22 protein-coding genes and 2 pseudogenes are annotated in these 25596 nt (G+C 40.6%); 12 read left to right on the top strand and 12 right to left on the bottom strand.

The genetic code is table 11. The features are described from left to right. Nucleotides 1–94: 94 nt before the first annotated feature. Nucleotides 95–1717, bottom strand: a complete 1623-nt coding sequence (locus tag V7K73_RS23290) for a 2-isopropylmalate synthase (protein ID WP_442936787.1) — start codon at nucleotides 1715–1717, stop codon at nucleotides 95–97. An 89-nt stretch (nucleotides 1718–1806) separates the two neighbouring features. Here V7K73_RS23290 and V7K73_RS23285 point away from each other — a divergent pair, with 89 nt between their 5' ends. Beyond that, the gene (locus V7K73_RS23285) at nucleotides 1807–2487 is read left to right on the top strand and encodes a GntR family transcriptional regulator (RefSeq protein ID WP_334883467.1); all 681 of its coding nucleotides are present in this window, start codon (nucleotides 1807–1809) and stop codon (nucleotides 2485–2487) included. Between the two features lie 223 nt (nucleotides 2488–2710). Further along, the gene (locus V7K73_RS23280; RefSeq protein ID WP_334883465.1) at nucleotides 2711–3133 is read left to right on the top strand and encodes a (2Fe-2S) ferredoxin domain-containing protein; all 423 of its coding nucleotides are present in this window, start codon (nucleotides 2711–2713) and stop codon (nucleotides 3131–3133) included. Nucleotides 3134–3211: 78 nt separating this feature from the next. Here the strand turns inward: V7K73_RS23280 and V7K73_RS23275 are convergent, their stop codons facing one another. Then, nucleotides 3212–3748 carry a nucleotidyltransferase family protein gene (locus tag V7K73_RS23275; RefSeq protein ID WP_334883463.1) on the bottom strand — a complete coding sequence of 179 codons (537 nt, stop codon included), beginning with the start codon at nucleotides 3746–3748 and terminating at the stop codon, nucleotides 3212–3214. A gap of 347 nt (nucleotides 3749–4095) precedes the next feature. Between V7K73_RS23275 and cobO the strand changes: the two genes are divergently transcribed. Next, nucleotides 4096–4773 carry a cob(I)yrinic acid a,c-diamide adenosyltransferase gene (cobO, locus tag V7K73_RS23270; protein ID WP_334883461.1) on the top strand — a complete coding sequence of 226 codons (678 nt, stop codon included), beginning with the start codon at nucleotides 4096–4098 and terminating at the stop codon, nucleotides 4771–4773. Nucleotides 4774–4781: 8 nt separating this feature from the next. Here the strand turns inward: cobO and V7K73_RS23265 are convergent, their stop codons facing one another. After that, complete coding sequence (locus V7K73_RS23265; RefSeq protein WP_334883460.1) at nucleotides 4782–5480, bottom strand: hypothetical protein; 699 nt, start codon at nucleotides 5478–5480, stop codon at nucleotides 4782–4784. Nucleotides 5481–6565: 1085 nt separating this feature from the next. On the opposite strand from V7K73_RS23265, the gene V7K73_RS23260 reads away from it, so the two are divergent. Both V7K73_RS23260 and V7K73_RS23255 read left to right on the top strand, forming a co-directional pair. Next, nucleotides 6566–7861 carry a P-loop NTPase fold protein gene (locus tag V7K73_RS23260; RefSeq protein WP_334883458.1) on the top strand — a complete coding sequence of 432 codons (1296 nt, stop codon included), beginning with the start codon at nucleotides 6566–6568 and terminating at the stop codon, nucleotides 7859–7861. Beyond that, nucleotides 7848–9227: a tetratricopeptide repeat protein gene (locus V7K73_RS23255; RefSeq protein WP_334883456.1), complete on the top strand. Its 1380-nt coding sequence runs from the start codon at nucleotides 7848–7850 to the stop codon at nucleotides 9225–9227. Before V7K73_RS23260 ends, V7K73_RS23255 begins: the two co-directional genes overlap by 14 nt. A 232-nt stretch (nucleotides 9228–9459) precedes the next feature. Here V7K73_RS23255 and V7K73_RS23250 read toward each other — a convergent pair whose 3' ends face one another. The 3 genes from V7K73_RS23250 to V7K73_RS23240 all read right to left on the bottom strand — a co-directional run bounded on the left by V7K73_RS23250 (nucleotide 9460) and on the right by V7K73_RS23240 (nucleotide 13611). Continuing rightward, a complete protein-coding gene (locus V7K73_RS23250) occupies nucleotides 9460–10443 on the bottom strand; it encodes an RNA polymerase sigma factor, RpoD/SigA family (RefSeq protein ID WP_334883454.1) in 984 nt (327 codons plus the stop codon). 553 nt (nucleotides 10444–10996) lie between these two features. Beyond that, the gene (locus V7K73_RS23245; protein ID WP_334883452.1) at nucleotides 10997–12739 is read right to left on the bottom strand and encodes an ATP-binding protein; all 1743 of its coding nucleotides are present in this window, start codon (nucleotides 12737–12739) and stop codon (nucleotides 10997–10999) included. Nucleotides 12740–12816: 77 nt separating this feature from the next. Further along, a complete protein-coding gene (locus V7K73_RS23240) occupies nucleotides 12817–13611 on the bottom strand; it encodes a glutathione S-transferase family protein (protein WP_334883450.1) in 795 nt (264 codons plus the stop codon). A gap of 856 nt (nucleotides 13612–14467) precedes the next feature. On the opposite strand from V7K73_RS23240, the gene V7K73_RS23235 reads away from it, so the two are divergent. Further along, nucleotides 14468–15313, top strand: a complete 846-nt coding sequence (locus V7K73_RS23235) for a fasciclin domain-containing protein (RefSeq protein ID WP_334883449.1) — start codon at nucleotides 14468–14470, stop codon at nucleotides 15311–15313. Nucleotides 15314–15634: 321 nt separating this feature from the next. On the opposite strand, the gene V7K73_RS23230 is transcribed toward V7K73_RS23235, so the two are convergent. Beyond that, nucleotides 15635–15934 carry a hypothetical protein gene (locus tag V7K73_RS23230; protein WP_334883448.1) on the bottom strand — a complete coding sequence of 100 codons (300 nt, stop codon included), beginning with the start codon at nucleotides 15932–15934 and terminating at the stop codon, nucleotides 15635–15637. Between the two features lie 426 nt (nucleotides 15935–16360). Continuing rightward, nucleotides 16361–17659, bottom strand: a complete 1299-nt coding sequence (gene hemL, locus V7K73_RS23225) for a glutamate-1-semialdehyde 2,1-aminomutase (protein ID WP_334883446.1) — start codon at nucleotides 17657–17659, stop codon at nucleotides 16361–16363. Between the two features lie 109 nt (nucleotides 17660–17768). Here hemL and V7K73_RS23220 point away from each other — a divergent pair. After that, nucleotides 17769–17900, top strand: a pseudogene (locus V7K73_RS23220) (ChaB family protein); the annotation flags it as partial. 81 nt (nucleotides 17901–17981) lie between these two features. Beyond that, nucleotides 17982–18632, top strand: a complete 651-nt coding sequence (hisIE, locus tag V7K73_RS23215) for a bifunctional phosphoribosyl-AMP cyclohydrolase/phosphoribosyl-ATP diphosphatase HisIE (RefSeq protein WP_334883445.1) — start codon at nucleotides 17982–17984, stop codon at nucleotides 18630–18632. Nucleotides 18633–18659: 27 nt separating this feature from the next. On the opposite strand, the gene V7K73_RS23210 is transcribed toward hisIE, so the two are convergent. Next, nucleotides 18660–19916, bottom strand: a complete 1257-nt coding sequence (locus tag V7K73_RS23210) for an MDR family MFS transporter (protein WP_334883443.1) — start codon at nucleotides 19914–19916, stop codon at nucleotides 18660–18662. Between the two features lie 488 nt (nucleotides 19917–20404). Between V7K73_RS23210 and V7K73_RS23205 the strand changes: the two are divergent. Further along, a pseudogene (locus tag V7K73_RS23205) lies at nucleotides 20405–20596 on the top strand (DUF2811 domain-containing protein); the annotation flags it as partial. Nucleotides 20597–21083: 487 nt separating this feature from the next. Here V7K73_RS23205 and V7K73_RS23200 read toward each other — a convergent pair. Continuing rightward, nucleotides 21084–21803, bottom strand: a complete 720-nt coding sequence (locus tag V7K73_RS23200; protein WP_069071980.1) for a response regulator transcription factor — start codon at nucleotides 21801–21803, stop codon at nucleotides 21084–21086. A 646-nt stretch (nucleotides 21804–22449) separates the two neighbouring features. On the opposite strand from V7K73_RS23200, the gene V7K73_RS23195 reads away from it, so the two are divergent. Continuing rightward, nucleotides 22450–23076: a CPP1-like family protein gene (locus tag V7K73_RS23195; protein ID WP_334883441.1), complete on the top strand. Its 627-nt coding sequence runs from the start codon at nucleotides 22450–22452 to the stop codon at nucleotides 23074–23076. 134 nt (nucleotides 23077–23210) lie between these two features. On the opposite strand, the gene V7K73_RS23190 is transcribed toward V7K73_RS23195, so the two are convergent. Continuing rightward, complete coding sequence (locus tag V7K73_RS23190) at nucleotides 23211–23900, bottom strand: HAD family hydrolase (RefSeq protein ID WP_334883439.1); 690 nt, start codon at nucleotides 23898–23900, stop codon at nucleotides 23211–23213. A gap of 66 nt (nucleotides 23901–23966) precedes the next feature. Further along, nucleotides 23967–24395 carry a GNAT family N-acetyltransferase gene (locus V7K73_RS23185; protein WP_334883437.1) on the bottom strand — a complete coding sequence of 143 codons (429 nt, stop codon included), beginning with the start codon at nucleotides 24393–24395 and terminating at the stop codon, nucleotides 23967–23969. A 676-nt stretch (nucleotides 24396–25071) separates the two neighbouring features. Between V7K73_RS23185 and V7K73_RS23180 the strand changes: the two genes are divergently transcribed. Together V7K73_RS23180 and V7K73_RS23175 are read left to right on the top strand one after the other, a co-directional pair. Next, a complete protein-coding gene (locus tag V7K73_RS23180) occupies nucleotides 25072–25332 on the top strand; it encodes a hypothetical protein (RefSeq protein WP_334883435.1) in 261 nt (86 codons plus the stop codon). Further along, nucleotides 25319–25588: a type II toxin-antitoxin system RelE/ParE family toxin gene (locus V7K73_RS23175; RefSeq protein WP_334883433.1), complete on the top strand. Its 270-nt coding sequence runs from the start codon at nucleotides 25319–25321 to the stop codon at nucleotides 25586–25588. The genes V7K73_RS23180 and V7K73_RS23175 overlap by 14 nt, the downstream gene beginning before the upstream one ends. Nucleotides 25589–25596 lie beyond the last annotated feature (8 nt).

Below are 25596 nucleotides of genomic sequence, written 5' to 3'. Positions count from 1 at the left end.
ACTAAGGAGAGGGAAGCCGGAGGCAGGGTGAGGTTTTATATTTAATTTGAGAGACGTAAAATTTTACGTCTCTACATGATTCATGCCTGTATCCCTACCCAGAGACAACAGCAGAGTTTATCTGATGAAACTCGGATTTATCAGTTTGCAAATAACGATAAAGACGATTCAGGGCGTTGATATGAGCATAAGCTGCGGCTACCACAATATCAGTATCAGATGCTTGTCCAGAAAATATCCGCTCTTGATGTTTCAAGCGAACTGTAACGGTTCCTAGTGCATCAATTCCTTCAGTCACAGATTGGACGGAAAATTCAATTAGTTGATTGGGTATTTCCACTAATTGATTGATTGCTTGATACACCGCATCCACTGGACCAGTGCCTACACTCGCATCCGTGAGAATTTTGCCTTCAGGAGTGACAATTGTAATAGTTGCAGTTGGGCAAGTGCAGTCACCGCAGATTACCTGGACGTGTTCGATTTGGAAGCCACTTTCTACTTGAATCTGCATTTCATCTCGAGCGATCGCTTCTAAATCCCAATCTGATATTTCTTTCTTCTTATCGGCGACTTCTTTAAATCGATTGAAGGCTTTATTCAAGTCTGCTTCATTCAATTCAAACCCTAATTCCTTCAGCCTGGTACGGAAAGCATTTCGTCCAGAGTGCTTGCCCAAAATAATGCGATTTTCTGGCAAACCGATCGCAGCAGCTTCTATAATTTCATAAGTCTGACGGTGCTTGATGATCCCATCTTGGTGAATACCAGACTCATGGGCAAAAGCGTTTGCTCCGACGATCGCTTTATTCGGCTGAATCAGCATCCCAGTTAATTGGGAAACCAAGGATGAGGTTTTGTAAATCTCCTGAGTCCTAATATTAGTCAGGGGTGTATCGGCATCAACCGGACGACTAAAGTAAGGATTGAAAAATGCTTTACGAACCTGCAACGCCATCACAATTTCTTCTAATGCTGCATTACCTGCTCGTTCTCCAATACCATTAATCGTACACTCCACCTGACGCACGCCATATTCAATTGCAGCTAAAGCGTTAGCTGTCGCCAAACCCAAATCATTTTGAGTGTGAATCGAAAGAATCACCCCATCGATATTAGGAACATTTTCTCGAATTCCTTGAATCAGAGTTCCGATTTCTTTTGGTGTGCAGTAACCAACGGTATCAGGGATATTAATTGTAGTTGCACCTGCTGCGATCGCTCTTGACAAAACTTCATACAGAAACTCTGGCTCAGTGCGGCTAGCATCCATTGGTGAAAATTCTACATCGTCTACAAACGATTTGGCATAAGCAACCATTTCTGATGCGATCGCTAATACTTCGCTACGAGACTTTTTCAATTGATATTTCAGGTGAATATCAGAGGTAGAAATCATCGTGTGGATTCTGGGACGAGCCGCGCCCTTCAAGGCTTCGGCGGCTGTGTGAATATCCTGGCGAATCGCTCTAGCTAAACTGCAAATGATTGGCCCACCAGGTATTCCGACTTGTTGGGCAATGGTTTTAACAGCTTGAAAATCTCCCGGACTAGCAACGGCAAAACCTGCTTCAATCACATCGACACCAAGGAGAGCTAGTTGATGAGCGATCGCTAATTTTTCTTCTACATTCAGGGTTGCGCCCGGTGACTGTTCGCCATCCCGTAGCGTGGTGTCGAAGATGATAACTCGGTCTGGTTGAGATGCGATGCTCATAATTGTCTCCCGTAGTATTGAAGGGATGTTTCAAAAGCTTACTTTGGATATTGTATACAATTTATCGCATTTTGTATACAATATAAAATATGAGTTTAAATGATTTAGCAGCGAATATGCTGCAACAACAACGCAGTACCCCAGATTTAATTGCCGATGCTTTGCGGGAAGCGATTCTGCGCGGTATATTTCAGGAAGGACAATCTCTGAGACAGGATGAAATCGCCACTCAATTTGGAGTTAGTCGGATTCCCGTGCGTGAAGCGCTCAAGCAGTTAGAAGCAGAAGGATTGGTGACACTGCATTTAAATCGTGGTGCGATGGTATCGGTGTTGACAGCACAAGAGGCGCAAGAAATTTGTGAAATTCGCAGCGCCTTAGAAGTAAAAGCGATGCAGTTGGCAATACCCAAGTTCAAGGAAACAGATATAGAAAAAGCTGCTGTGATTTTAGAAGCGACAAATCAAGCAACTGATGCAGGTGTGTTGGCAAAACTCAACTGGGAATTTCACGCGACGCTGTACGCTACTGCTGAACGTCCCCGGTTGCTGACAATGATTAAAACTTTACACGTTAATTGCGATCGCTATGTTCGGGTACAATTAGCGCAGATGGATTATCAGGAGCGATCGCAAAAAGAACACTATCAACTCCTAGATGCTTGTCGCCAACGGGATACAAAAGCTGCTGTCAGGTTACTAAAACGACACATTGACAGCGCAGGAGAACAGTTAATTGCATACTTGCAGCAAATTGCTCAGAAACGCTGATTATTTAACTGCTGTCCGTGGGTTTAAGTCCCCCGGTTTAAAAAATAAGCAAGTAATGCGATTGGGGTTAAATCCCCATTACAAAACTTAATTACGAATTACGAATTACGAATTACGAATTACGAATTACGAATTATTTAATGCTCTACCAGAACAGACTAAACAGGAAATTTCCACTATCCTCTTCAACAAACCTCTCCCTCCCTTGAACTAAAGTTCAACCATGAAAAAACTGATCAAGCGTATTAAAAGATTGCTGCAACGTATCTTCAAAAGGTTTGCATCTAATTCTCAGCAGACATCGCCCTTAATAAATTCTCGCCCATTACAAACTTCTATCAAGAGTGTTTCTCCCAGATGGGAGTCTGGTTTAGTGCTTGTGTGTTCACAATGTGCAAACGAGCGCTCAAAAAGCTCAACAGCTTCCGAAGACTTAGAGAATTGGTTAAAATCTCGTTTAAAATTTGAGGGATTATGGGGAGAATTTCGGGTTGTTAGCAGCAGTTGTTTAGGGATTTGTCCAAAATCCGGGATTACTGTCGTTATTGTAAGTAATGGAAGTGGCGGTAATAGTCCATGCTTAATTGTAAATCCTCACAGCGATAGCGAACTTCTTTACTCATACATCAAACAGAATAAAGAATGACTTTACAGCTTTGGTAACGCCGAGATTAGGATTATTTACTTGTAACCCAAACCAATGGCTACAAACCGACTGTAACTTTTATACCAACCGCAGATAAGGACACTTTTGCAAAAATGTAGCTGCCTTAGTGTGGGCATCTAGGTTATCAATATGTGCTGGCGTAGGTTGAATAATACCACTAAATAAGTCATCTAAGCCGTAGGGAGTAAAAAATTGCCATTGGTCTTGTGCATCTAGCCGAACTCCTACAGCAGTAGCAGTGTGCAGCCAATCTGTGATTCCATCCTCTGTACTAGTGTAAGGTGTGCGACCAGGCCGCCAACGAGCAAAACTAGCTTGATTTTTTACATCAAACTGTTCATGAGGAAATTGTTCTGTGAGAGTCGCCTTTGCTGCTAGTTCTTGAGAACGGTTCCCCTCTATATCAAAGAATGCAATATCAAAATCTTTAATGCCTAATTTACACTCATTGCCAAAAATTGAATACCAAACAGTGTTTCGGACTGCACCCCCGGCTAACCACCAGTTAGGTAAATTTAGTTGAGCGATCGCTCTTAATACTGTATCAATAGGTGTATCAGCTAAAATCATCTGTAGACGAGTGTTACTATTCATATCAAATTCCTGGGACGATCAACTAGAAGGATAAAGATTATCATTTCAATGATAATCTTTAGCCTAACTAACCAGTCTGCCGAAGCAAATATTAGTAAAATGATTTACTAAACCTAATTATTTTATTTAAAATAGCAATATTGAACTCAAATTATAACCTGAGTTTGTATATCATAGAGTTTTACTTAGTTGTCTGCCAATGATGTTAAACAAGTTAACAAGCTATCAATATTTTTCCGTAAAATCTTACTGAACATATTAAATTATGTAATTTGAGTAAAATCAGAGAATAAACTGAATTTCAGTTCATTGTCGAAACTTTTAACAGTTATGTGCATACAAAATTGATGAAAAACGATACACCAGAAGAATTAAATCCAGATAAAGAGATTGGGCGCTTGATTGATCAGGTAATGTCTTCATCTTTGACTGATGAACAGTACCGCAAAAAGATGCAGCGACGCAAAGAAGTGCAGGATCAACGCATAGCACAAGCTGTACCAGAAAAAGGATTAATTATTGTAAATACTGGTAATGGTAAAGGTAAAACTACTGCGGCCTTGGGGATGGTGTTACGATCGCTAGGTCACGGGTATAAAGTAGCGATCGTCCAATTTATCAAAGGGAGTTGGGAACCTTCAGAAAAACGGGTTTTCAGTAATTGGGAAGACCAGTTAGAATTTCACGCAATGGGCGAAGGCTTTACCTGGGAAACTCAAGACCGCGATCGCGATCTCGATAAAGCTAGCGCCGCTTGGCAAAAATCATTAGAATATATTCGCAACCCAGATTTTCACATGGTGTTGTTAGATGAAATCAATATCGCGCTGAAAATGTCTTACTTAGAAGTAGACGATGTTTTAGCGGGTTTGGCGCAAAAACCAGCCGATAAGCACGTTATTCTTACAGGGAGAGGCGCACCTGCTGCAATAATAGAGCGTGCTGACCTCGTAACCGAAATGACGCTAGTTAAGCACCCTTTCCGCGATCAAGGTGTTAAAGCGCAACCAGGAATTGAGTATTAAATTGAAGATTACTTACACATTTGTAATGTACGGCGATCGCTAGCAGTGATAGAACTTAAATGATAAAAGTCTTGCAGAGCCACCGAGTAAGGATAACTGCTTAACTCATCTTCACTGACTTGAGGTAGTCTATTCCTTGCAGCTACCTGATTAGACCCAGTAGTGCTGGCTTCATTTGACGAACTATTAACCGTCATCGCCAACTCTCCTGATCGGTTGAGTGTACCCTGAAAACAATTAAACTCTGAGTGGGGCATAAACAATGCACCCGTTATCTTATCCTGCTGCTTTTGAAATATGATATAACCCTGACCAAGTTGGTTTGATTTTGGGGATTGACCATAAAGGTAAATCCCATCTTTTACCGGAAAATCAGCTTTTGGTAAAACTCCTGCGTCCTTTGTAGCTCCCTGAGAATCTGGAACCAACGCTGTGGTTGTAGGTAATGTTTTTCCGTTATGACCAAAAAAACCTTTATCTCCAGAAGCAGCATTAAGTTGACTTCTCTCCTCTCGAACTCTTCTTAGCTGCGACAAAAGAGAGTTTTCGCTGGTTTTATGAATCTGAGCCGATGATAATGGAGAATCTGTAATCGGTACTACTTGAGTCTGCTTGCCGATAAAGGCCAAACCGAGAAGTAAGCCTAAGCCTGCGAGGGAAATTCCCCATTGACGGGGAGATAAGAACTGATGAAGGTTGTTAAGCACCCTATTTTTCCTGTTACAAAACGAACTAAGTTAGTTATAACTTACTTAAATTATCACCAAGTCTTAATTGTCAAAGACTTTGTTTACAACTTAATATTACTATTGTCCAAAAAAGAAAACTGTCAAAAACTAAATTTTTTATTTAATTTAGCTCAACAAGCTTAGATTACCATCACTTAGAGTATTTATTCTTCATTCAATAGATTCATGCCATTGGGTGAGGTTAATCACAAATTAAACCTTCTCAGTTAACATTAAATTCTTTGGTATCTTGCCTTTGAGATTTTTCTGGTGATAAAAATACTGATTTCATCGGTCTTTCAGCAAGTGTCGCCCAAGCTTTGCTATAATCTCTTCCCAAGTGCTGCCAATTTCTCCGTAGGCGTAACCCGCCGTAGGCATTGCTCCCTTGTTGCTTTCATAGAAAAGGATTACCCCCAATACCAGGGCTATTTCATTCTAAAATGTCACGTTTTCAAAGTCCCTCTCAAAGATGTGGGAGAGGGATTTAGGGTGAGGGCAAAAACTACGGTTCTCAACTTAAATCGCGTTTAAATTCTTATTTTTCTGAAAAAGATTCCTAAAAACTGCCGTAAAAATAGAATGAAATAGCCCTGCCCCCAATACTGCATAGGTTTTGCCTAAAAAATAACTCCAATGTAGGTTGGGTTGAGGAACGAAACCCAACAAATCTTTGAAAATGTTGGGTAACACGAATGTTCAACGCAACCTACAAATCTTCAAAACCTACGCAGTATTGGGATTACCCCTTAGCTGAGTACTGAGTTTTGATGATAACTTTTTTACTTTATTATGGGTAATAGTCCTACAGTCAAAGCAATTTTGGTACTTGCAGGTAGTCCCGTAGATCGAGGAAGACTGCGCCTAGACGTGAAAGTGCATCAGATTGAGAAAGGGTTACAATGGTGTAAATATTGTGACCAAATTAAATTGCAATTTTCATGGGTTGTAGGGGTTTGGATAAAATTATCTCTCTATCCAGGAACGATCAGTTTGGATTTCCATCTGTGGGGAAATGGGTGATAATTAACTGTGGTACAGGTTAATTATATTTACCCTATTCTATGACTGAAGATTTACTCAAGTCGTTTCAAGAAGCTTACCGCAATTTGGAACTGTTACCCTTAATTCAAGAGAATGATTTACGACGGTTTCGGGTAGAGTATGGCGAAGATACTATTGATGAATTGATCCAGCTGATTGAAGATAGTCCCAATTCGGATGGTAAGGTTGTTTTCATGGGACATCGGGGATGTGGTAAGTCTACTTTGTTGGCGGAATTTAGCCGGAGAATAAAAGATAAATATTTTGTTGTTTTATTTTCTATTGCTGACACTATAGAAATGTCTGACGTAAATCATATTAATGTCCTATTTTCTATTGCTGTTAATTTAATGTTAGAAGCGGAAGCGCGTCAAATTGATATTCCTGCTTCTACTAAAATGGCGATTGATAAATGGTTTGCTACCCGCGTCCGCACGGAAGAAACCAATATTGAACAGGAAGCTTCTAAAGATTTTAATATATTTAAATTATTTAGTCTTAAATTAAAAGTTGACTCAAAAATCCGTTACGAACTTAAACAAGAATTTGAGCGCAAAATTTCTGAGTTAATCGCTCAATTAAATATTATCGCCGCAGCAATTCAAGCGGTTACAAGAAAACAAATATTAGTAATTCTTGATGATTTAGATAAACTTGATTTGGCAGTAGTAAATCATCTGTTTAAAGATAATATTAAAGCTCTTTGTTTGCCTGGATTTAGAATTATTTATACTATCCCAATTGCGGCTTTGCGGGAAACAGCACTCAAACCAACTATTGAAAATGAAACTAATGACCAAGTTGTGGTGATGCCTGTTTTAAAGTTATTTAAAAAAGGGGAGAGTCATTTAGCAAATGCTACACCATTTTCAGAAACTTTGAAGATTCTTTGTGAAATATTGACTAAACGAATCTCAAATAATTTACTGGAATCATCAACAGCAGAAAAAATAGTTTTAAATAGTGGTGGTGTGTTGCGGGAATTAATTCGTATTTCTAATGAATGTTGTCGGATTTGTCTGCGGTTAATTCGCCGTCAACCAGAAGATAAAGTAATAATTAATGATGAAATTCTAGACCAAGCAATTAATAATATTCGCAATGATTTTGCGATGCCTTTAGGTAGTGTAGATTATCGAATTTTGCAAACAACTTATCAAAATTTCAAGCCAGAAGACCCGAAACAACAAGAATTTCTCGATTTATTACATGGGCTTTATGTGCTTGAATATCGCAATCGTCAAAATTGGTATGATGTTCATCCCATTGTTGTGGAATTATTGCGTGAGGAGGGGTTAATTGATGACAGCGAATAATCAGAATAAAAATCTTAACCCCGAAGAAAAAAATCAAGATGCTTTTGATGATTTAATTGTCTCCATTGAAGCGGGAGCAGGTAAATTTAATTTACTCATTGGTGTTTGTGATAATGCTGATTTTCGGAATAAAATAATTGACCGCTATGAAACAGAATTAAAACCTCATTTTTGTACTTATAGGGTTACATTAGACGAACAAGAACCTAATTTAAAAGCCGCTATTCAACAACTCTTAGAAAATGAAGAATGTCTAGAACAGTTTCAACCAGCAGTGATAACTGTTACGGGTGCAGAAAAGTTGCTTTTTCTTAGGCTGGGGGAAGAACAATCAGCACAAGAAAAGTTCTTTGGTTATTTGCAATGGACAAGGGAAGCTTTGGGGAAATTTCCCTTTGCGATTGTTCTGTGGGTGACGCATCAATTGATGATTAATCTAATGAAAAAAGCGCCGGATTTTTGGAGTTGGCGTAATGGAGTATTTCGGTTTGTTTCCCATACTAAAAATGTGATTTATGCGAGAGAAGTTGAGGCGATCCGTTTTGCATTAACAAGTACGGAGTTAGAAAATTTTAATAGTGATAATGACTATTTTTTACCCATTGAAGATTTACAAAGATTAATTCAGCAAATAGAACAGCAAAGCGAAATTAAAGACGCGAAATTAGCAAGTTTGTATATTACATTGGCGAACATTTACAAACAGAGATTAGATAGAGGTGAAACCCAGGACTATCAACAAGAATTAGATTTAGCAATTAAGTATACTTATAAAGCGCTGGAATTGCAAAAAGAATTAGGGTTAGAGGAAGATGTCGCCTCTAGCCTCAACAACCTAGCGTATCTCTACCGTTCCCAAGGCAGATACAGCGAAGCCGAACCCCTTTACATCCAAGCTTTGGCACTCAAGCGTAAACTGCTGGGTGAAGAACATCCAGATGTCGCCACTAGCCTCAACAACCTAGCAGCACTCTACCGTTCCCAAGGCAGATACAGCGAAGCCGAACCCCTTTACATCCAAGCTTTGGCACTCAAGCGTCAACTCCTGGGTGAAGAACATCCAGATGTCGTTTCTAGCCTCAATAACCTAGCAGCACTCTACGACTCCCAAGGCAGATACAGCGAAGCCGAACCCCTTTACATCCAAGCTTTGGCACTCAGGCGTCAACTCCTGGGTGAAGAACATCCATCTGTCGCCGCTAGCCTCAACAACCTAGCGTTACTCTACCGTTCCCAAAAACGGTACTTGGAAGCAGAACCACTGTATCAAAAGGCTTTAGAAATTGCTGAACTTAGTTTAGGGGTAAATCATCCCAACACAATTACTATCCGTAAAAATCTCAAATTATTGTGCGATCATGCTTAAAGGCTATTTATAATTTTGAGTAGGTTTAGATTTTGCAACGTGTTGTTACTCCTCATCAAAAAGTGCATCTAAATTGCGATAACCGCTAAGGGACTTCCAACAAATAAATTACCCAATATCGCATTCGACCTAGCGTAATTAGGTTATCAACATAAAAAAATCGCCCCCTGAATTCAGGAGGCGCATCACCAAGTTGGTGGAAAGACGCGAAATGCCGCGTCTCTCATTCATTTTAACTAGCAACGTATTCTTGGACATTGGCACGACGGCGACGCAGATGAGCCAAAGCTTGATGCTCTAACTGGCGGACGCGTTCCCGGCTGAGATTCAATCTCTCACCCACTTTCGCCAATGACATTTCGTTACCATCTTCTAAACCAAAGCGCAGGGCTAAAACTTGTCGCTGTTGCGGAGTCAGTTCTGCTAGCAGATTGTTCAAGTCTTGGCGTAAGAATTCCTGGTTGGTGTAATACTCTGGTGATGGTCCGTCATCTTCCAGCATTTCTTGCAACTCAGTATCTTGGTTATCGCCAACTTTAACATCCAAAGACACAGGTTGACGCGCCATGTTCAGATACTCGCGGATCTGAGCAGGTTCTATTTCTAGTTCTTTGGCAATTTCGGCTGGAGTAGGCGATCGCCCCAAAGTTTGCGCCAATTCACGCTGCACTTTTTTGATTTTATTCAGTTTTTCGGTGATGTGGATCGGTAACCGGATGGTGCGACCTTGTTGAGCGATCGCCCGAGTAATCGCTTGGCGAATCCACCAGTAAGCATAGGTTGAGAACTTGTAACCCCTCATTGGGTCAAATTTCTCTACACCCCGCTCTAATCCTAGTGTTCCTTCCTGGATTAAATCCAGAAACTCCATATTCCGCTTTTGGTACTTTTTAGCAATAGCAACGACCAAGCGCAAATTCGCTTCGATCATTTTTTGCTTTGCCCGCTTCCCTTGCGCCACCGTTTGTTGGATCTCGGTTTCCGATTGTTGAACGTGGTCAGCCCACTCTGACATATTCGGTTCGCGGTGCAGTTTCTTCGCCAAAGCTTCTTTAGCGTCGATGAACTTCATCATTTGTTGCACCTGCTTTCCATAGACAATCTCTTGTTCACGGGTTAGCAGTGGTACACGACCAATTTCTCGCAGATAGGTTCGCACCATATCAGCCGTGAATTTGGTATTGAGGTTTTCCGTTTGGGTGTTGACAGTAGGCATTGGTGCGTTATCCTCTACTCCGTAAACACAATGTATGTTTTCTTACTAAAAATAAATTGATAAAGGTAGTACATCTATCACGAAATATCGAGAGCTATCAAAAGTAATTATCAATTTAGCTAGCCGTTTTTGAGACGTAAACTCCCAATGATAGGTTCCCCTACCTTCCCTAAATTTTCAATCTCTTAAATTTTCAATCTCTATATTAAGCACACTGATTGTTTTTGAGAATTTTTCTAGGCAGTTACGAATAGTAACTGTAAATCTGAAGTCGGTATGAGTTCCACTTACTCTTTATAGTAAGATAAATCAGGCAAATAGTAAAGTATTTTTCGACAAAATCTCTAATTATAATTCAAAATTGCCGATTTGCCAAAAAAAATTAAACTTCCTTGAAATTACTTACTATATCTATAGTGACGCGAAAAACCCCTCTTCTGTTGCCCAAAACTAGCCAGATAACCGAACTTAATTTCCCGTGAGAATGGAGGGATGTTACGAATTGGGCATGGGGCATTGAGAATTGGGAAAATAACAAATGACAAATGACTATCTAGAACCCAAGGTCAGCTTTGGCTAGTTCAGCAGCAGCGAATACTTCTGCGTCTGGTTTTTCTTCCCAAGCTGGCTCTCCAATTTCTTCGTAAAAAGTTGCATCATAAGGACGGGTACGTACTACTACTGGCATAGGAACAGCATGACCCAAAATTAAAGCTTGTTGCTTAGAGTCTAACTTTGCCAATACCGATCGCAGTCCGCCACCACCAGATACACCTGTAAAAATCGCGTCAATGTCTTTTTCATCATTAAGCAAAGCGGTAATCCGAGTCCCAATCTGGGACATGACTTCATTATCAATACCCGATGGACGTTGATCAACTACCAAAAGTGTGACGAAATACTTTCGCAGTTCACGGGCGATAGTCCCAAAGATAGTGCTTTGTACAATAGCCGGGTCAAGGAAACGGTGCGCCTCTTCAATGGTAATCATCAATGGCGTGGGGCGATCGTTGGGATTTTTGCTTTGCAGGAATTTATCTGCTTTTTTGACATAATGCTGATGAATACGTCGGGTGATCATATTCGTCACCAACATATAAGAGAGCATATTAGACTGGGAACCAAATTCTATCACAACATTCTTCCCAGCTTCCAGACATTGCACAATTTTATCAATGTAATTCTGGGGACAAACCGCACGCATATACTTCAAATTATCCATACGCATCAGTTTGCGCTGTAAAGAGTTAATTGAACCTGGGTGTCCCGGCTTTTCCTCACAGAACATCTTAATGTCCTCACCAGTCATATTTAACAGCTGGACAATCCAAGACCTACCAAACTCATTAAACAAAATATTAGCGTTATCTAAGGCTGCGTCAGAAAGTCCTAAATCTCGACCACATAACTTAATATCTTCAACTTCAATTTGCTCATAACTCAAATAGAGTTCTTGAGCATCACGCACACCCCGGCGCTTTGTCGATTCCGGGTCGAGGGTGTAAACTTCTACTTTGCTGGGAAAAAGTTGTTTTAAACCTTTAACTGTACTTACATTCTTCCCTTCTGCAACGGCTTCCCAGCCATACTCAGAGTGCATATCAAAAATCAAATTTACCGCCGCATTTTTACGGATAACGCCAGCTAAAAGTAACCGTGTTAGAAAGGATTTACCAGTACCAGATTTCCCAAAAACCCCATTACTTCGTTCTACGAAGCGATTTAAATCGATGCAAACTGGCACATCCATATCCAAAGGTTTACCGATAGAAAAATTACGCCTTTGGGGGTCATCTTCCCAACCAAATACCCGGCGAAAATCGTCAACACTGGCATCGTAAACTTGGCTAAAGTGGCTAGGAATAGTTTTAACAGGCAACAATTCCATTGTACTACTGCTTTGTGGCACAAATGAAGCCAAACCCGTCACTGATGGCAGAAAGGGATTTGCTGATTTGCCATTTGTTGGGGAGAAAGATTCTTCCGATTCGGGAGTGAACATCAACATCGGCGCGAGGTTGATAGTACCATAAGTACCACTTCCGGCTAAAACATCTCGTAAAAAAGTGTCTTCCCAACTAGGGGGACTTGCAATAATTCGGGCATTAGCAGCCCCTAATGCTACATCTGTCAGCATACAAAAAAAGCGCGATCGCATCCCTTGCACAACAAGAAACTTACCCACCCGCATATCTTCCACAGAAATGTCAGGATGCAATCGTACTTCTAAGCCTTCAGTTAGAGAACCTTGAATGACCGAACCTAATGGCTGTGCCGAATTTATCTGATTAGTCATTTGTCATTTGTCATTGGTCATTGGTCATTTGTCTTGAGTTATTATCTCCCAGTCACCAATCCCCAATCCCCAATTACCTAGTCAATCTGAATCGCAGTTGGCGCACTTCCTGTTGGTGGAGTGGTAGTGATTAATGGTTTGCGGAATTGGGTGTAAAGGCGATCGCGCCAGGTAAAGAATGGTTCATAATTTATATTCTCTGAAAAGATTGGTAATCCTTTACCTCTAATAGAAGCTGGTAAATCCAGATAGGGTCCAGAGGGGAACTTGAGCAATATCGATAACCCAGCTACTGCCAAGTCAGCTAAAGTTGGTTCATCTCCAGTTAAATAAGGACTATCTGCCAATAATAACGTTACCGCTTCCAAGTCTTGTTTTAAAGATGCGATCGCTGACTTGATCATATCTGGGCTGTAACCTACGCCAGAACCCAGCACTGTCAGTAAGTCAGTCGGTACTCCTTCAACCAGACTTTTAAATATATCTGGTGTTGAGGTGGGTAATAAAGACTTGCGGAAATTTTGGTCTTGACTTATGGCTGCAAATAGTGCTTTGCGACCTTTGATGCCTATGGACTCATCCGCCCATTCTTCGATTAATAAAGTTAAACCCCGTTTTTTGGGATCTTGCGGTATTATTGGGCGATCGGGATACTCTAAGTCTAAATACTTAGCTATTTCCGTAGAATCCGCAATATATCTATTACGATCCTTTAATACCGGAACTTGTTTCTGACCAGTCAGCCGGAACAGTTCTACTTGTCCAATCCCAGGCGTAACCTCTATTTTGCGGTAATCTAGTCCTTTAAAATCTAGAATTAGGCGCACTTTCTCTGAGTATTGAGATAGTTCCCATTGGTATAATTCCAACATGTTGTATACCTTATAACTGGTCAACTTCTTAACTGTACAATTGTATCTTTAGTTAAAGTAATTTTTCTTTACATTATTTGCTTTTTGTCTATTTAATTGAAATTGTGCTTCAACTTATGCCTGGTTTTTAGCAAAATCATCGATTTAAAAAGGATTATTTTCTGATTAAAATATAAAATAATTGAAGAATAATTTAATTTGGCATATATCAATAAAGTTAAGCGCTCAATTGTAGGTCTTCAGCAGTTACTTTAATTTCCGGCACTGTTTAGACTAAGTTAAGATATCTACGTAATTAATTTCTGTGCTTTTGCTGAAATAATTAATGGTTAATTCAAAGATATCGCCTTATTTAAGTAAGTGGGTCAAATTAAATATAAAACCTCACCCTGCCTCCGGCTTCCCTCTCCGATACTTTGGAGAGGGATTGAGGGTGAGGTTTTTTCTTATGTTTAATTACGTCTACCTACTTATTATCGGATTCAGTATTTTTTAATCCTTTATTTATTTACATAGAGTGTGGTATATAAATTTACTTATTAACAAATAAAATATTTTTCACAGCTTATTGTAACTCATACCTTGTAGATGTAAAGTTTTTCAGACGTTTTGAGAGTTGACGTTACAGCAAATGAGGCTTTTTAACTGTTCTGGCGTCAGAAAAAAATATACTCATTACAGAAAATATGTGCTAAATATATTTCATAATTGCCAGCCTAAGCCGACGTTCAATATTTTACCTGACCAGCACAAAATCTTCTGGGAAAAAATTTTACTTCCCTCTTAAGTTAGATTTTGTGTATAGCAAAATGTTATAAATCTTTATGTAATGTGTGGACAAAAACAAACAAAATTTATGAAGACAAATTACAGCAAATTGCTGATCGCGTTGGCAGGCATAGCAGGATTTAGTAGTTTAAGCCTGATTATTACTTTACCATCTGAAGCTAAACAGACACTAAATCCTAACCCCAGTATTTTTAACGAAGCCCCCTATAACAAGGGTCAACGTCTTCAAGTAAATACTCAATACACACCTGTTGAAGCTGCTTCAGAAATAGAAAAGGGCAATACCAAACCCAAACAAGTAGCGCAGAAAGGTAGTGTAACAAATCCCAAACCAAGTATTTTCAACGAGCCGCCCTATAACCGTGGTGGTGGTGGTAGTGTTACACCTACTGAAGTTCCAGTTACACCCCGCCCCCCAGGTACTACCCCTCTTACCCCAGGAACTGAACCCTCCAACACACCTACTACAACTCCACCAGGGCCAAGCGACAATCAAGGTAAAAACTTATTAGGGTTGGCAGAGTCAAACCCTTCTTTTAAAACCTTAACTAGCGCTTTGAAAGCAGCAGGATTGACTGGAGCTTTGCAAGGCAAAGATAACTTAACCATTTTTGCACCTACTGATGCAGCTTTTGCTAAATTGCCACAAGATGCTTTGCAAGAATTGTTAAAACCAGCCAACAAAGAAGTATTGATCAAGATTTTAACTTACCATGTAGTACCTGGTAAGATATTGTCCACCGATTTGAAGTCTGGTGAAGTTAAAAGCCTTGAAGGTGGCGCAATCAACGTTAAAGTTGATCCTACGACCGGTGTAACTGTCAATGAAGCTAAAGTAACACAGGCAGATATGACAGCCACTAACGGTGTAATCCATGCAATTGATCAGGTGATTTTGCCTCCTGACTTGTAGTTTTTAGGTACAATCTGTAACAGACTAGTAGTCTGTCAAGCTAGTCTTGAGGGTTCGTAGTAAGCACAAAGCGTCCTTAAAAATTTAGGACTAAAGTTCTGACTACGAACTTGTTTACCCCTCAATTCAAAGCTGACAGACTACTAAGTAAGTCGGCGCAAATAATCATCACTGGTTTGTAGTTGCGCTTTAGCGCTAAAGCGCAACTACGAGCCAAATACAGAAATTTTACTTTTCGTTACATTGGCATTAAGTATTAATAAGAAAAATCCCGTTCAGATGTTAATTTTGGACAGCTTTTTTTGTAACAACTGTGATAAATCACTGAGGTACAGGCAGACTACCTTGTAGTATCATCTGACTTGCCCTAGCTTGACAACTGGCGCAGGCACAGCCAAACATCTGCATGGCAAGCTGTTTAATTTCATTAGAACGTATTGATGGGTTTTGGGGATATTCTTGTGAAACGGGTGCAGAAACAGCCTGTGCGTCAGTGGGTGCTAAGGTAGGATTGGCTAAATCTTGGGGAGAAAGCTTTTTAGCAAAAGCTGGATTGACAGTTAGTAATATTAAAGCCAAAAAGCTTGAGCCACAAAGCAAAGCCATGATAATTTTATTCATGATTTACACGAGTAGTAAACTTGATCTTGAAGTTGAGCTATTCCCACTACCATCATGCATCAGCACAACACCAGCTAGTTTGGCCTTCCTGAACACACTATTAATTTTGGTACAGCAGGACGCGAGTAGTATACAGAGTCAGATGCCCAGAAAATGATGGCATATTTGCTATTTATAGCGCAAGCAGCCACCCCTTAATGTAGGTTAAATATTGCATATTCTCTTGACGAAGCCATTGCGAAATTATGACGAAGATATGACCTTCCTTGAATGATGACGGCACAGGGCAAACTTATTAAAAAGTTTCTTTGATGCCGATTGCACAAAATTGAGTATTTTTGCAAATAAATCAGCCAGTGGGATGGGCATTTTGCCCATCCCACAAAAGGTAAAGGATACTTTTTGATTTGGAAATCCCTTAACAGGTTATAGGCTAGACATTACATCTCGTGCAACTGCTAAAGTCTTCTCAATATCTTCTTCAGTGTGAGCAAAAGACGTAAACCCAGCTTCAAATTGAGAGGGTGCTAAGTAAACACCACGCTCTAACATCCCCCGATGGAAGCGTCCGAATTTGGCTGTATCAGACTTTTTGGCATCTTCGTAGTTATGAACTGGGCCAGAGGTAAAGAATAAGCCAAACATGGCGCTGATTTGACCACCGCATACCCCATGACCAGTTTCTTTGGCAATTTGCAGCAAACCATCTGCTAGCTTCTTAGTAATCCGGTCAAGATACTCGTAAGTACCTGGCTTTTGCAGCAATTCTAAAGTCTTAATACCAGCAGTCATCGCCAAAGGATTACCAGAAAGTGTCCCAGCTTGATATACAGGCCCTGCGGGGGCAACCATTGACATAATATCTCGGCGACCGCCATAAGCTCCTACTGGCAAGCCACCACCAATCACCTTACCCAAGGTTGTTAAGTCGGGAGTCACACCAAATTTTTCTTGAGCGCCACCGTAAGCAATCCGAAAGCCTGTCATCACTTCGTCAAAAACCAATAACGCTCCATGCTCGTGAGTCAGTTCTCGTAATCCTTCTAAAAAGCCGGCATCAGGTGCAATAAATCCAGCATTGCCGACAACTGGCTCAAGAATTACACCAGCAATCTCGTCGCGGTTTTCTTCAAATAAGGCTTTGACTGACTCTAAGTCGTTAAAAGGTGCGGTTAGAGTGGTGCTAGTTGCCGCTTTCGGTACTCCTGGTGAGTCTGGCAAGCCAAGTGTGGCCACACCAGAACCCGCCTTGACGAGAAAGGTATCGGCGTGTCCGTGGTAGCAGCCTTCAAACTTGATGATTTTATCTCGTTTTGTGAAAGCCCGCATCAGCCGCAAAACTCCCATACAGGCTTCAGTTCCAGAGTTGACAAATCTGACCATTTCGATGCTAGGAACGGCATCGATAACCATTTCTGCCAAAACATTTTCTAGGACTGAGGGAGCGCCGAAACTGGTACCTTTTTCTAAAGCTTCATGTAAGGCTGCAATTACTTCTGGATGAGCATGACCGCAAATAGCTGGCCCCCAAGTGCCTACATAGTCTATATATTGGTTGCCATCTACATCCCAAATATATGCCCCTTTAACACGATCAAAAACGATGGGTTGTCCGCCCACAGACTTAAAGGCCCGAACCGGAGAACTGACTCCTCCGGGCATCAGGTTTTGAGCAGCAGCGAAAACTTCTTGTGATTTCGTTGTTTTAATTGTGGTATTTACCAAGGTTCTCTCCTAAATAGTGGGCAATAAAAAGCTATATCTTAGAATAGGGTCAAAAACTACTTAGAATTTCTATCCTATATAAATAGCTGAACCAAAAAAAAATAACAATATGTTATGGAAGTCGAATAAAGACTTGCCTCTAGATATTCAAACTCGATTATCTGAAGCATACCAGGATCTTTACCGAGCAGCTTTTAATTCGGCAATTCATTGGTATGGTGAGCTAGATAAAATAGTTCAATTCAAAAAAATATGCCAGTTGCCCTCTTGAGAATGGTATCGTGAATCCATGAATTATTCTCATTAGAGCAAACTAGCTGGTATGTCTTCTAACGATTCGCACTCTCTGCATGACGCTATCCCTGTTGAGGAAATTCGCTACGATGAACGGGGTCTAGTGCCTGCAATTGTCCAAGATTATTTGGATGGTACTGTCCTGATGATGGCGTGGATGAATCAGGAGTCGTTACAAAAAACTTTAGAAACTGAAGAAACTTGGTTTTGGAGCCGTTCCCGGCAACAGTTGTGGCACAAGGGAGCGACTTCTGGACATATCCAAAAAGTGCAGAGTATCCGTTATGACTGTGATAGTGATGCGCTGCTCATCGGGGTAGAGCAATTAGGAGATATTGCCTGCCATACTGGAGAACGTAGCTGCTTTCACCAAATAGAAGGGAAAATTGCCCCGCCACCAGGGGATACATTGTCACAATTGTTTGAAATAATATGCGATCGCCGCGATAATCCGACAGAAAGCTCTTACACCTGTAAACTATTCGCAGGTGGCGATAACAAAATTTTGAAAAAGATTGGTGAGGAAACCGCCGAGGTGGTAATGGCCTTTAAGGATGATGAAGCAGATGCGATCGCAGGTGAAGTGGCTGATTTGCTATATCATACTTTGGTTGCCTTAGCTCACCATCAAGTTGATTTAAAATCTGTGTATCGTAAGTTACAAGAACGTCGCCAATAGAGAGAATAAGCCCACAGATGTGTGTCCCTACTCAGCTAAAATTCGATTCAGGTATTCTAAAATTGCCAGAGCGATCGCTACACTCAAGATAAAATATAGCCAGTAACTATTGGTAATAATTTCTGGTTGATCTAATGCCCATCCACCCAAGGGATGACCAATAAATGAGCCAACAGCCCAGCACAAAGCGTTAATGGAAAAATAAACGCCGCGTTGATTTTCTGGGGCTAACTCAGTCACTAAAGAAGCAGCAGATGGGGTATAGGAGACAATCGCCACCGCAAATACTCCTAATGCTAATATTACCCAAACCAGATTATGAGATGGGGCAGTGCCGCTTACCCAAATCAGCCCAAAACCAATTGCCCATAAAATAGCGGAAACACTAAGCGCGAGTGAGTGTGAGCAGCGTTTTAAGATGCTAGTTACAGGCAACTGACAGATGATAGCGAACACCAGATGCCAAGCAAATAGAACACTAATCGTAGTTTGAGCAAATCCTTCGCTAGTACTTTTTATAACAAAGTTTTTGAAGTAAAGCGGCAGAGTGCTGTGGATTTGAGAAATATAGATTGTAAAAAATATATTAACTGCTATGTAAACTAGGAAACGCCGATCTCTTAATACTGTCATCCAAGAAGCAAAAAGTTCTATCTTTTCAGATTCCCCTATTTGCTGTTGTTCAGTTTCACTAATTCCCACATAGACAACCCCAAAAAATACCATAAAAGAGATTGCATCAATGACAAATAGCCAGCGATAACTCCCAATTACGGCGATCAAAAACCCAGCTAGCATAATTCCGATCGCTAACCCAAGATTATCAGCTAGGCGAGCGATCGCAAAAGTTTGGCGGCGATTGTCAATCTGGCTGGCGTCAGCAACAACCGCTTCAGCCGCCGGCCAATAAAAACCTATCCCTAAACCGCTAATCAAGCTACCGATTACCAAAATCGTAAAATTATCGGTTCCAGCTAAAACCAGAGAACCAATTGCGGAAATCGCCGTGGCTAGCAACAAAGTGCGGCGGCGTCCCCAGTGTTCAGAATCAGCCAAAGAACCACCTACAATCCGCCCTACAATGCCGGAAATCGAAGCGCTACCCAAGGCTACCCCAACACTGGTTGCAGATAAACCAACTTGATTGACAAAAAAGATGGGGGCGTAAAACAGCGTACAGCCGGTACCAACTTCCGATAGAAATCTACCAATTGCAAAAATCCATATCTGGGGATGTATCGAGGGCAGCCACGATGATAACTGCGATTGCGAAGCTAATTTCATTAGTTTGAATGTCATGACTTGATGACATTTTTGTAATTCTTATCATTGGCGGCTATTTTCCTGACTCATTCCACAGGGTTTCCACAGGGATTTTCGCAGTTTTCCACAGGTTCTCTACGAGCTAATGGGCTTCTTACTCTCTTGCTGGGGATTGTTGCTTAACAGTGGGAAGGAACTTAAAGGACTGAGTTCTTGTAAAGTTACGTAACGGAAAATAGCTTCAAACACCTATTCTAGCGTTTGCATTTATTTTTTATACAATCGTTTTTAACATTTCGCAGCATTGACAAACCCACCCCCTCTTGGCGCACAATGATTCGGCTTGCTTTTGTAATCCGTTCAACCGTTGGCATCAAATGGGTAAAATATATTACCATCAGATGTGAGCGGAAATTGGCGGACTGGCGAAAGAGCGTGTGAAGTAGCCCTAAGCCGCTTCAGCGCAAGCAACTTGTCCCTCTTGATTATCCTCATAGGAGGAAAATCTCATGAAAGCAACGGTTAGCATCTTTACAGAAATTCCCGAAACACTCCACGAATCGTTAAAAAACTACTTAGAAACCCATCCCGATTGGGATGAAAACAGAGTATTGACGGCGGCCTTATCATTGTTTTTACTCCAAAATGGAGATAGCGATCGCCGTGCTGCTCGAGTCTATCTGGAAACTTTGTTCCACCACTCCTCAGTAGAAATACCCTGTACTGACTCACCCGCAACAGCTAATTTACTAGACACCCCATAGGTACTGGTATCAAGCCCTAATACGGGTACGGCAAACCGTGCCCCATTAAGGGACTTAAATTAATTCGTAATTCGTAATTCGTCAATTTTGTTTTGTAATGGGAATTTAACCCCAATCGCATTACTTGCTTTTTTATTGAACCGGGGGACTTAAACCCAGGTAACTTGTTCAAAATAAAAAAATCATCAATAGTTTTGGTAAAAACGGTCAAACAAATGCAAAAAAAATATTTTCCAGTGGACTCTCTTTGTTGTCCACTGTTTTAAACGCATAAATAAAAATCTCAAATAACTACCTGGTGTGTATTTGAGCAATATCTACCTATTTTGATTGTCTAAACTTGTCTTTTATTCAAGCCAAAGAAATTTACTAATCCCTCCCCAAGAGTTAACAGTCAAGAGTTAAAAAACTCTAGACTGTTAACTTAGGACTTAGCTTCCAAGTGCTGGGGATGAGCAGGAGATTCAAACTTATACCCTACGCCACGTACAGTTTGAATTAATGCTGGCTGACTAGCATCAATTTCAATCTTCTTGCGAATTTGCCCAATATGGACATCTACAACCCGTTGGTCGCCGACATATTCATAGTCCCATACCTCTTGGATTAGCTCCGCACGCCGCCAAACTCGACCTGGATGACTGGCTAAAAAATGCAACAAATCAAATTCCAGAGCGGTTAAAGGTACTGCTTGGTTATTAAGCGCTACCTCCCGCCGCACTGGGTCAATCATAAGTTTTTCAAATACCAAGCGTTTTTGCTCGGCAGTAGTTATCACTCGTTGACGCCTCAAAATCGCTCCGACTCTGACTTCTAACTCTCCTAACCCAAAAGGCTTGGTGAGATAATCGTCAGCACCTTTAGCAAAGCCGCGAATTTTGTCAGCTTCGTCAGCCCGGCTAGTCAACATCAAAACAAACACACCATTACGACTTTGCATCTCTTGGCAGAGGTTAAACCCTGTGACATCTGGTAAATTCACATCTAGAATCACCAAATCAGGGTTAAATTGCTCAAATAGAGTTAAGGCTGTCTTTCCATCTTCGGCAGCCTCCACCTGATAGTTCTGCTTAATCAGAAAGCGTTGGATTAAATTCCGAACCGCAGGATCGTCGTCAACTACAAGAATCTTGGCAGGAGCCATGACCATTTCTTTGCACAAAAATTCGTAAGATTAACAAAGGGTTTGCGTAAAAACGCAGTTGCCACTTAAGGACTAACTAAGAATCTACATGGCTAGGGTATGAGATTCCTGATTATTCAAAAAGAAATACTCTAATCAGGATTGTGGGCGGTAAGAACGCGAAACTTGTGTTAGCCACAGTATGTAAGCGCTCTGACTTTAGCCGCAACAGTTCTTAATACCAAGACACGTTCGTGATCCCAGTTAGGTGGTAACTAAAAACGTCTCAATTCTAAATCGATATGCGGATATATACCACAAGCGATTATTCAGTATAATTAAAAAAATTCTATTAAGGCACAGTCAGTTGCCAAATTTGAAACAGTAAAGTTGATATTTTCATAAAAACTATGTGTTTTAGGTATTCTCCGTTCAAATTCTAGATTAGAGCCAGAACTAGACAACGACATGAGGGTATACACGGAGTTATAGCGATATGTTAAAGTGGCTATAGTTAAAATTACAAAGTTGATTAAACTAACCCGTGCTACTATCCTGTTAGGGCATAAAATAAGTCGAGACTTTAGTTTCGATTAAAACAAAACCTAAAGCTGTTTTTTATTCGACAAAAGACTGCCGCTGACTGAGGCTGAAGTAACAAACTCCCATGAGCGATCAAAATCCCTACGAAAAACTTGGGGTATCAGAAGAGGCTAGCTTCGATGAAATTCAGGATGCTCGTAATCGCCTATTCGAGCAACATAGTGCCGATGCCAAGCATTTAGAAGTAATTGAAGCGGCTTACGATGCGATTTTAATGGATCGCTTACGGATGCGCCAAGAAGGTAAAATTAAAGTCCCTGAGCGTATTCGGTTTCCAGAGTTGCGAGTACAATCGCTTCCTAAAGAAAGTCCAACGCCTCGTGAGCAGTCGCCTGCATGGCTGCAACGGATGCTGGATCAGCCAACACCTGCTGATATATTCTTACCAGGAGCTTGGTTTCTGGGTTTGAGTTCTATCAGTGTGTTTTACCCAGAGGGAGGCGATCAGGTTTTGCAGTTAGCATTGGTGGTTGGGGTAGGCGCTAGTATTTACTTTCTCAATCGCAAGGAAAGTAAATTTGGCCGAGCAGTTTTGTTCACCCTAGCCAGTTTAATAATTGGCTTAATCGCTGGGGGACTAGTTGCTAGTTGGCTTTCACCACAAATATCATTCCTGAATTTGTCATCGAATCAGTTTTCTAGTGTAGTAACGTTTATATTGTTGTGGTTGGTTAGTAGCTTTTTACGGTAAATCAATATCCGTAAGCAAGGTTTCATAAAGAAGACATGGTTTATGTGTGTTCTTCTCAAAATTTGAGAGTCAGGAGTCAGAATACCTATTTTGACTCCTATTTTAATTCAATCTGTTGCAGCTAGAAAGCCTTTTTAGACAAGGTGTTTAGTTAAGACTAAATCTACAGCAGCACCGAAATCCTTAACGATTAAGTCGGGGTGGTAAAGTTCCAATTGGGTGCGATCGCGGATGCCACACTCCACAGCCATCACCTTAATATCATAATTTTTAGCTGCGGTGATGTCGGCTTCGGTATCTCCCACCATCCAAGTATCAGTAGCCGGGGGCAGTTCTTTTAATGCCCTAGCCATCAACAAGGGCTTATCTTCAATATCACGAGTTTTAACGTAGTCGTTACTCAAGCAATAACAACGATTCTCCGGGAAAAATCTCTCCAAATCGTGTTTTTTGAAGGCATAATCTAGTTCCCGAACTCGGCGCATAGTCATAACTGCTAAATCAATTCCAGCTTCTTGAATTTTTAACAGTGCATCCACAGCACCAGGCGCGAGAGTATCATAATTGAAATAAGGTTCTGTATGCACAGTTTGCCGTCGTAGTTGGGCAAATTCTTGGGCTTGGGCTTCGTCTAACCCGGAATTGAAGGCAATTTGTTTTTCGGGAATGCGCGATCGCTTTAACTGCCAAAATTCCGCTTTCGCAAGTTCTTGCACTTCTTGGTTTGGGCGACGGGTTTTCTCTAAGCAGAATTGATAAACACGGTAGTACCGTTCGGAAACATCAATAATTGGGCCGTCGAAGTCAGTAATAAGTCTTAGCATCGGCGGTAAAAGTTAATTTTTATTAAGTTTATCTCAGATGTATGGCTATTTTTCGAGAGTATCAAGTTAAACTAAACTCTTTTTAAGAAAGTATCGACGATGACCTGGAGGAAAATCTTCTAACTCTCCAAAAACTTCATACCCCAAGTGCTGATAAAATTTGGGAGCCTGGAAACTGTAAGTAAAAAGATATGCGTTTAAGCAATCACGATTAATAGCCTCTTGCTCTGCTGCCAAAAGAAGTGCTTTTCCATATCCATAACCTCTTAACTCCTCTGCAACCCAGAGATTAGCGATATGCAACCATCCCAAGCCGATAAAACCCTCCAAGCCGCCCACTACATTTTCTTCTGAATCACGAAGCAATAGAAACAGTGGGGTATATTGGTAATTTCCAATCTTGCCTACATTGAAATCTTGAAGTTGCTTGTCAATAAAATCAACTTCTTTTGAGTCTGGCTGAATTTCAATTGATATTTTGTAATCAGGCATCATTGCAGCGTACCGCGTTTGATTTAAATCTTGTGTGTTGAAATTGTCTATATCTAAAGAAGCTTTTAAAAGTTCGCTCCATGAATGGTGATAGGGTGAGTCCTGTACGTTGTTTTAGTTGCGTGTAATAGGTTTGGGGAACTGAGAGTAAGGATAAACCACTGGCACGAAATTTAGCGATCGCTGTGGGTTTTTGCTTTGGTGATGTGTTCCAGATATTAATCCCACCAACGATATAATTTAAGAGCGCGGCAGTTATATTTAATTCGATTATGCAAATTAAATGTTTTTTAGCTTATTTCTATCTTAGAGGTACACCCACAAAGTGAAACATTCCGGTGTATAAGACCTAAACAGTAATTCTTTCGTGACTGTTTGCTGGAAAACTTGGGAGTTACATTTAGCTTATTAATCTACATGGCGATGCGGCTCTGGTTGATTACCAAACAATCACGGTTTCAGGCTCCAATCAGAAATGCCGCTTATGACAGCACCGATAATTCGGTTACAGTCACATTCCTGTTAGCACCTCACCATTTATACATCTATTAACAGGGGGTGAAATGAGCAGTTTCTACTTTTTCTGTGATCGGCAAAACATTAACTTTCAGCTTGCATGGCTAAAATCATACCGCTTATTGCAGCCAAACCGAATAATCTTTCTAACTAGGTACTCATCATGATTCAAGATGACATCATTAACGAATTGCAATATATTCCCGAATCCAAACTACAGGCACTATACGAACTAATTCACTATTTTCGGCTTGGGATTAACAGTGAGATGGAAAAACAATCTAGTGAGGATGAAGACTTAAAAATAGATAAAAATCTATGTCTGAATACCTTGCAGAAAATTAAGCAGGGCGATTTATCAAGTTTTAGTGAGATTGGTGATGTGAAAGCATACATTGAAGACTTAAAAGATGAAATTAGTTAAAGATGATGACTATAACCGTAAAGAACGAAAATTCTTTAAAAAACGCCCTCATTTAATTGATAAATATGGAGAAGTCTTAGAAAAGCTAAAAACTAACCCATTTGACACATCACTAAAAACGCATAAATTAAAAGGCGAACTCAGCGAATTTCATTCATGCAGCTTAACCTATGAATATCGAATTATTTGGGTATTTCTAATACAAGATGAAACGATTGTTTTAGTCGATATTGGTAGCCACGATGAAGTTTATTAACGCATTTA

The organism is Nostoc sp., from assembly GCF_036916975.1.
Taxonomy (GTDB): Bacteria; Cyanobacteriota; Cyanobacteriia; order Cyanobacteriales; family Nostocaceae; genus Nostoc.
Note: the sequence above shows the minus strand (reverse complement) of the source record. Positions and strands in the feature narration are given on the sequence as shown.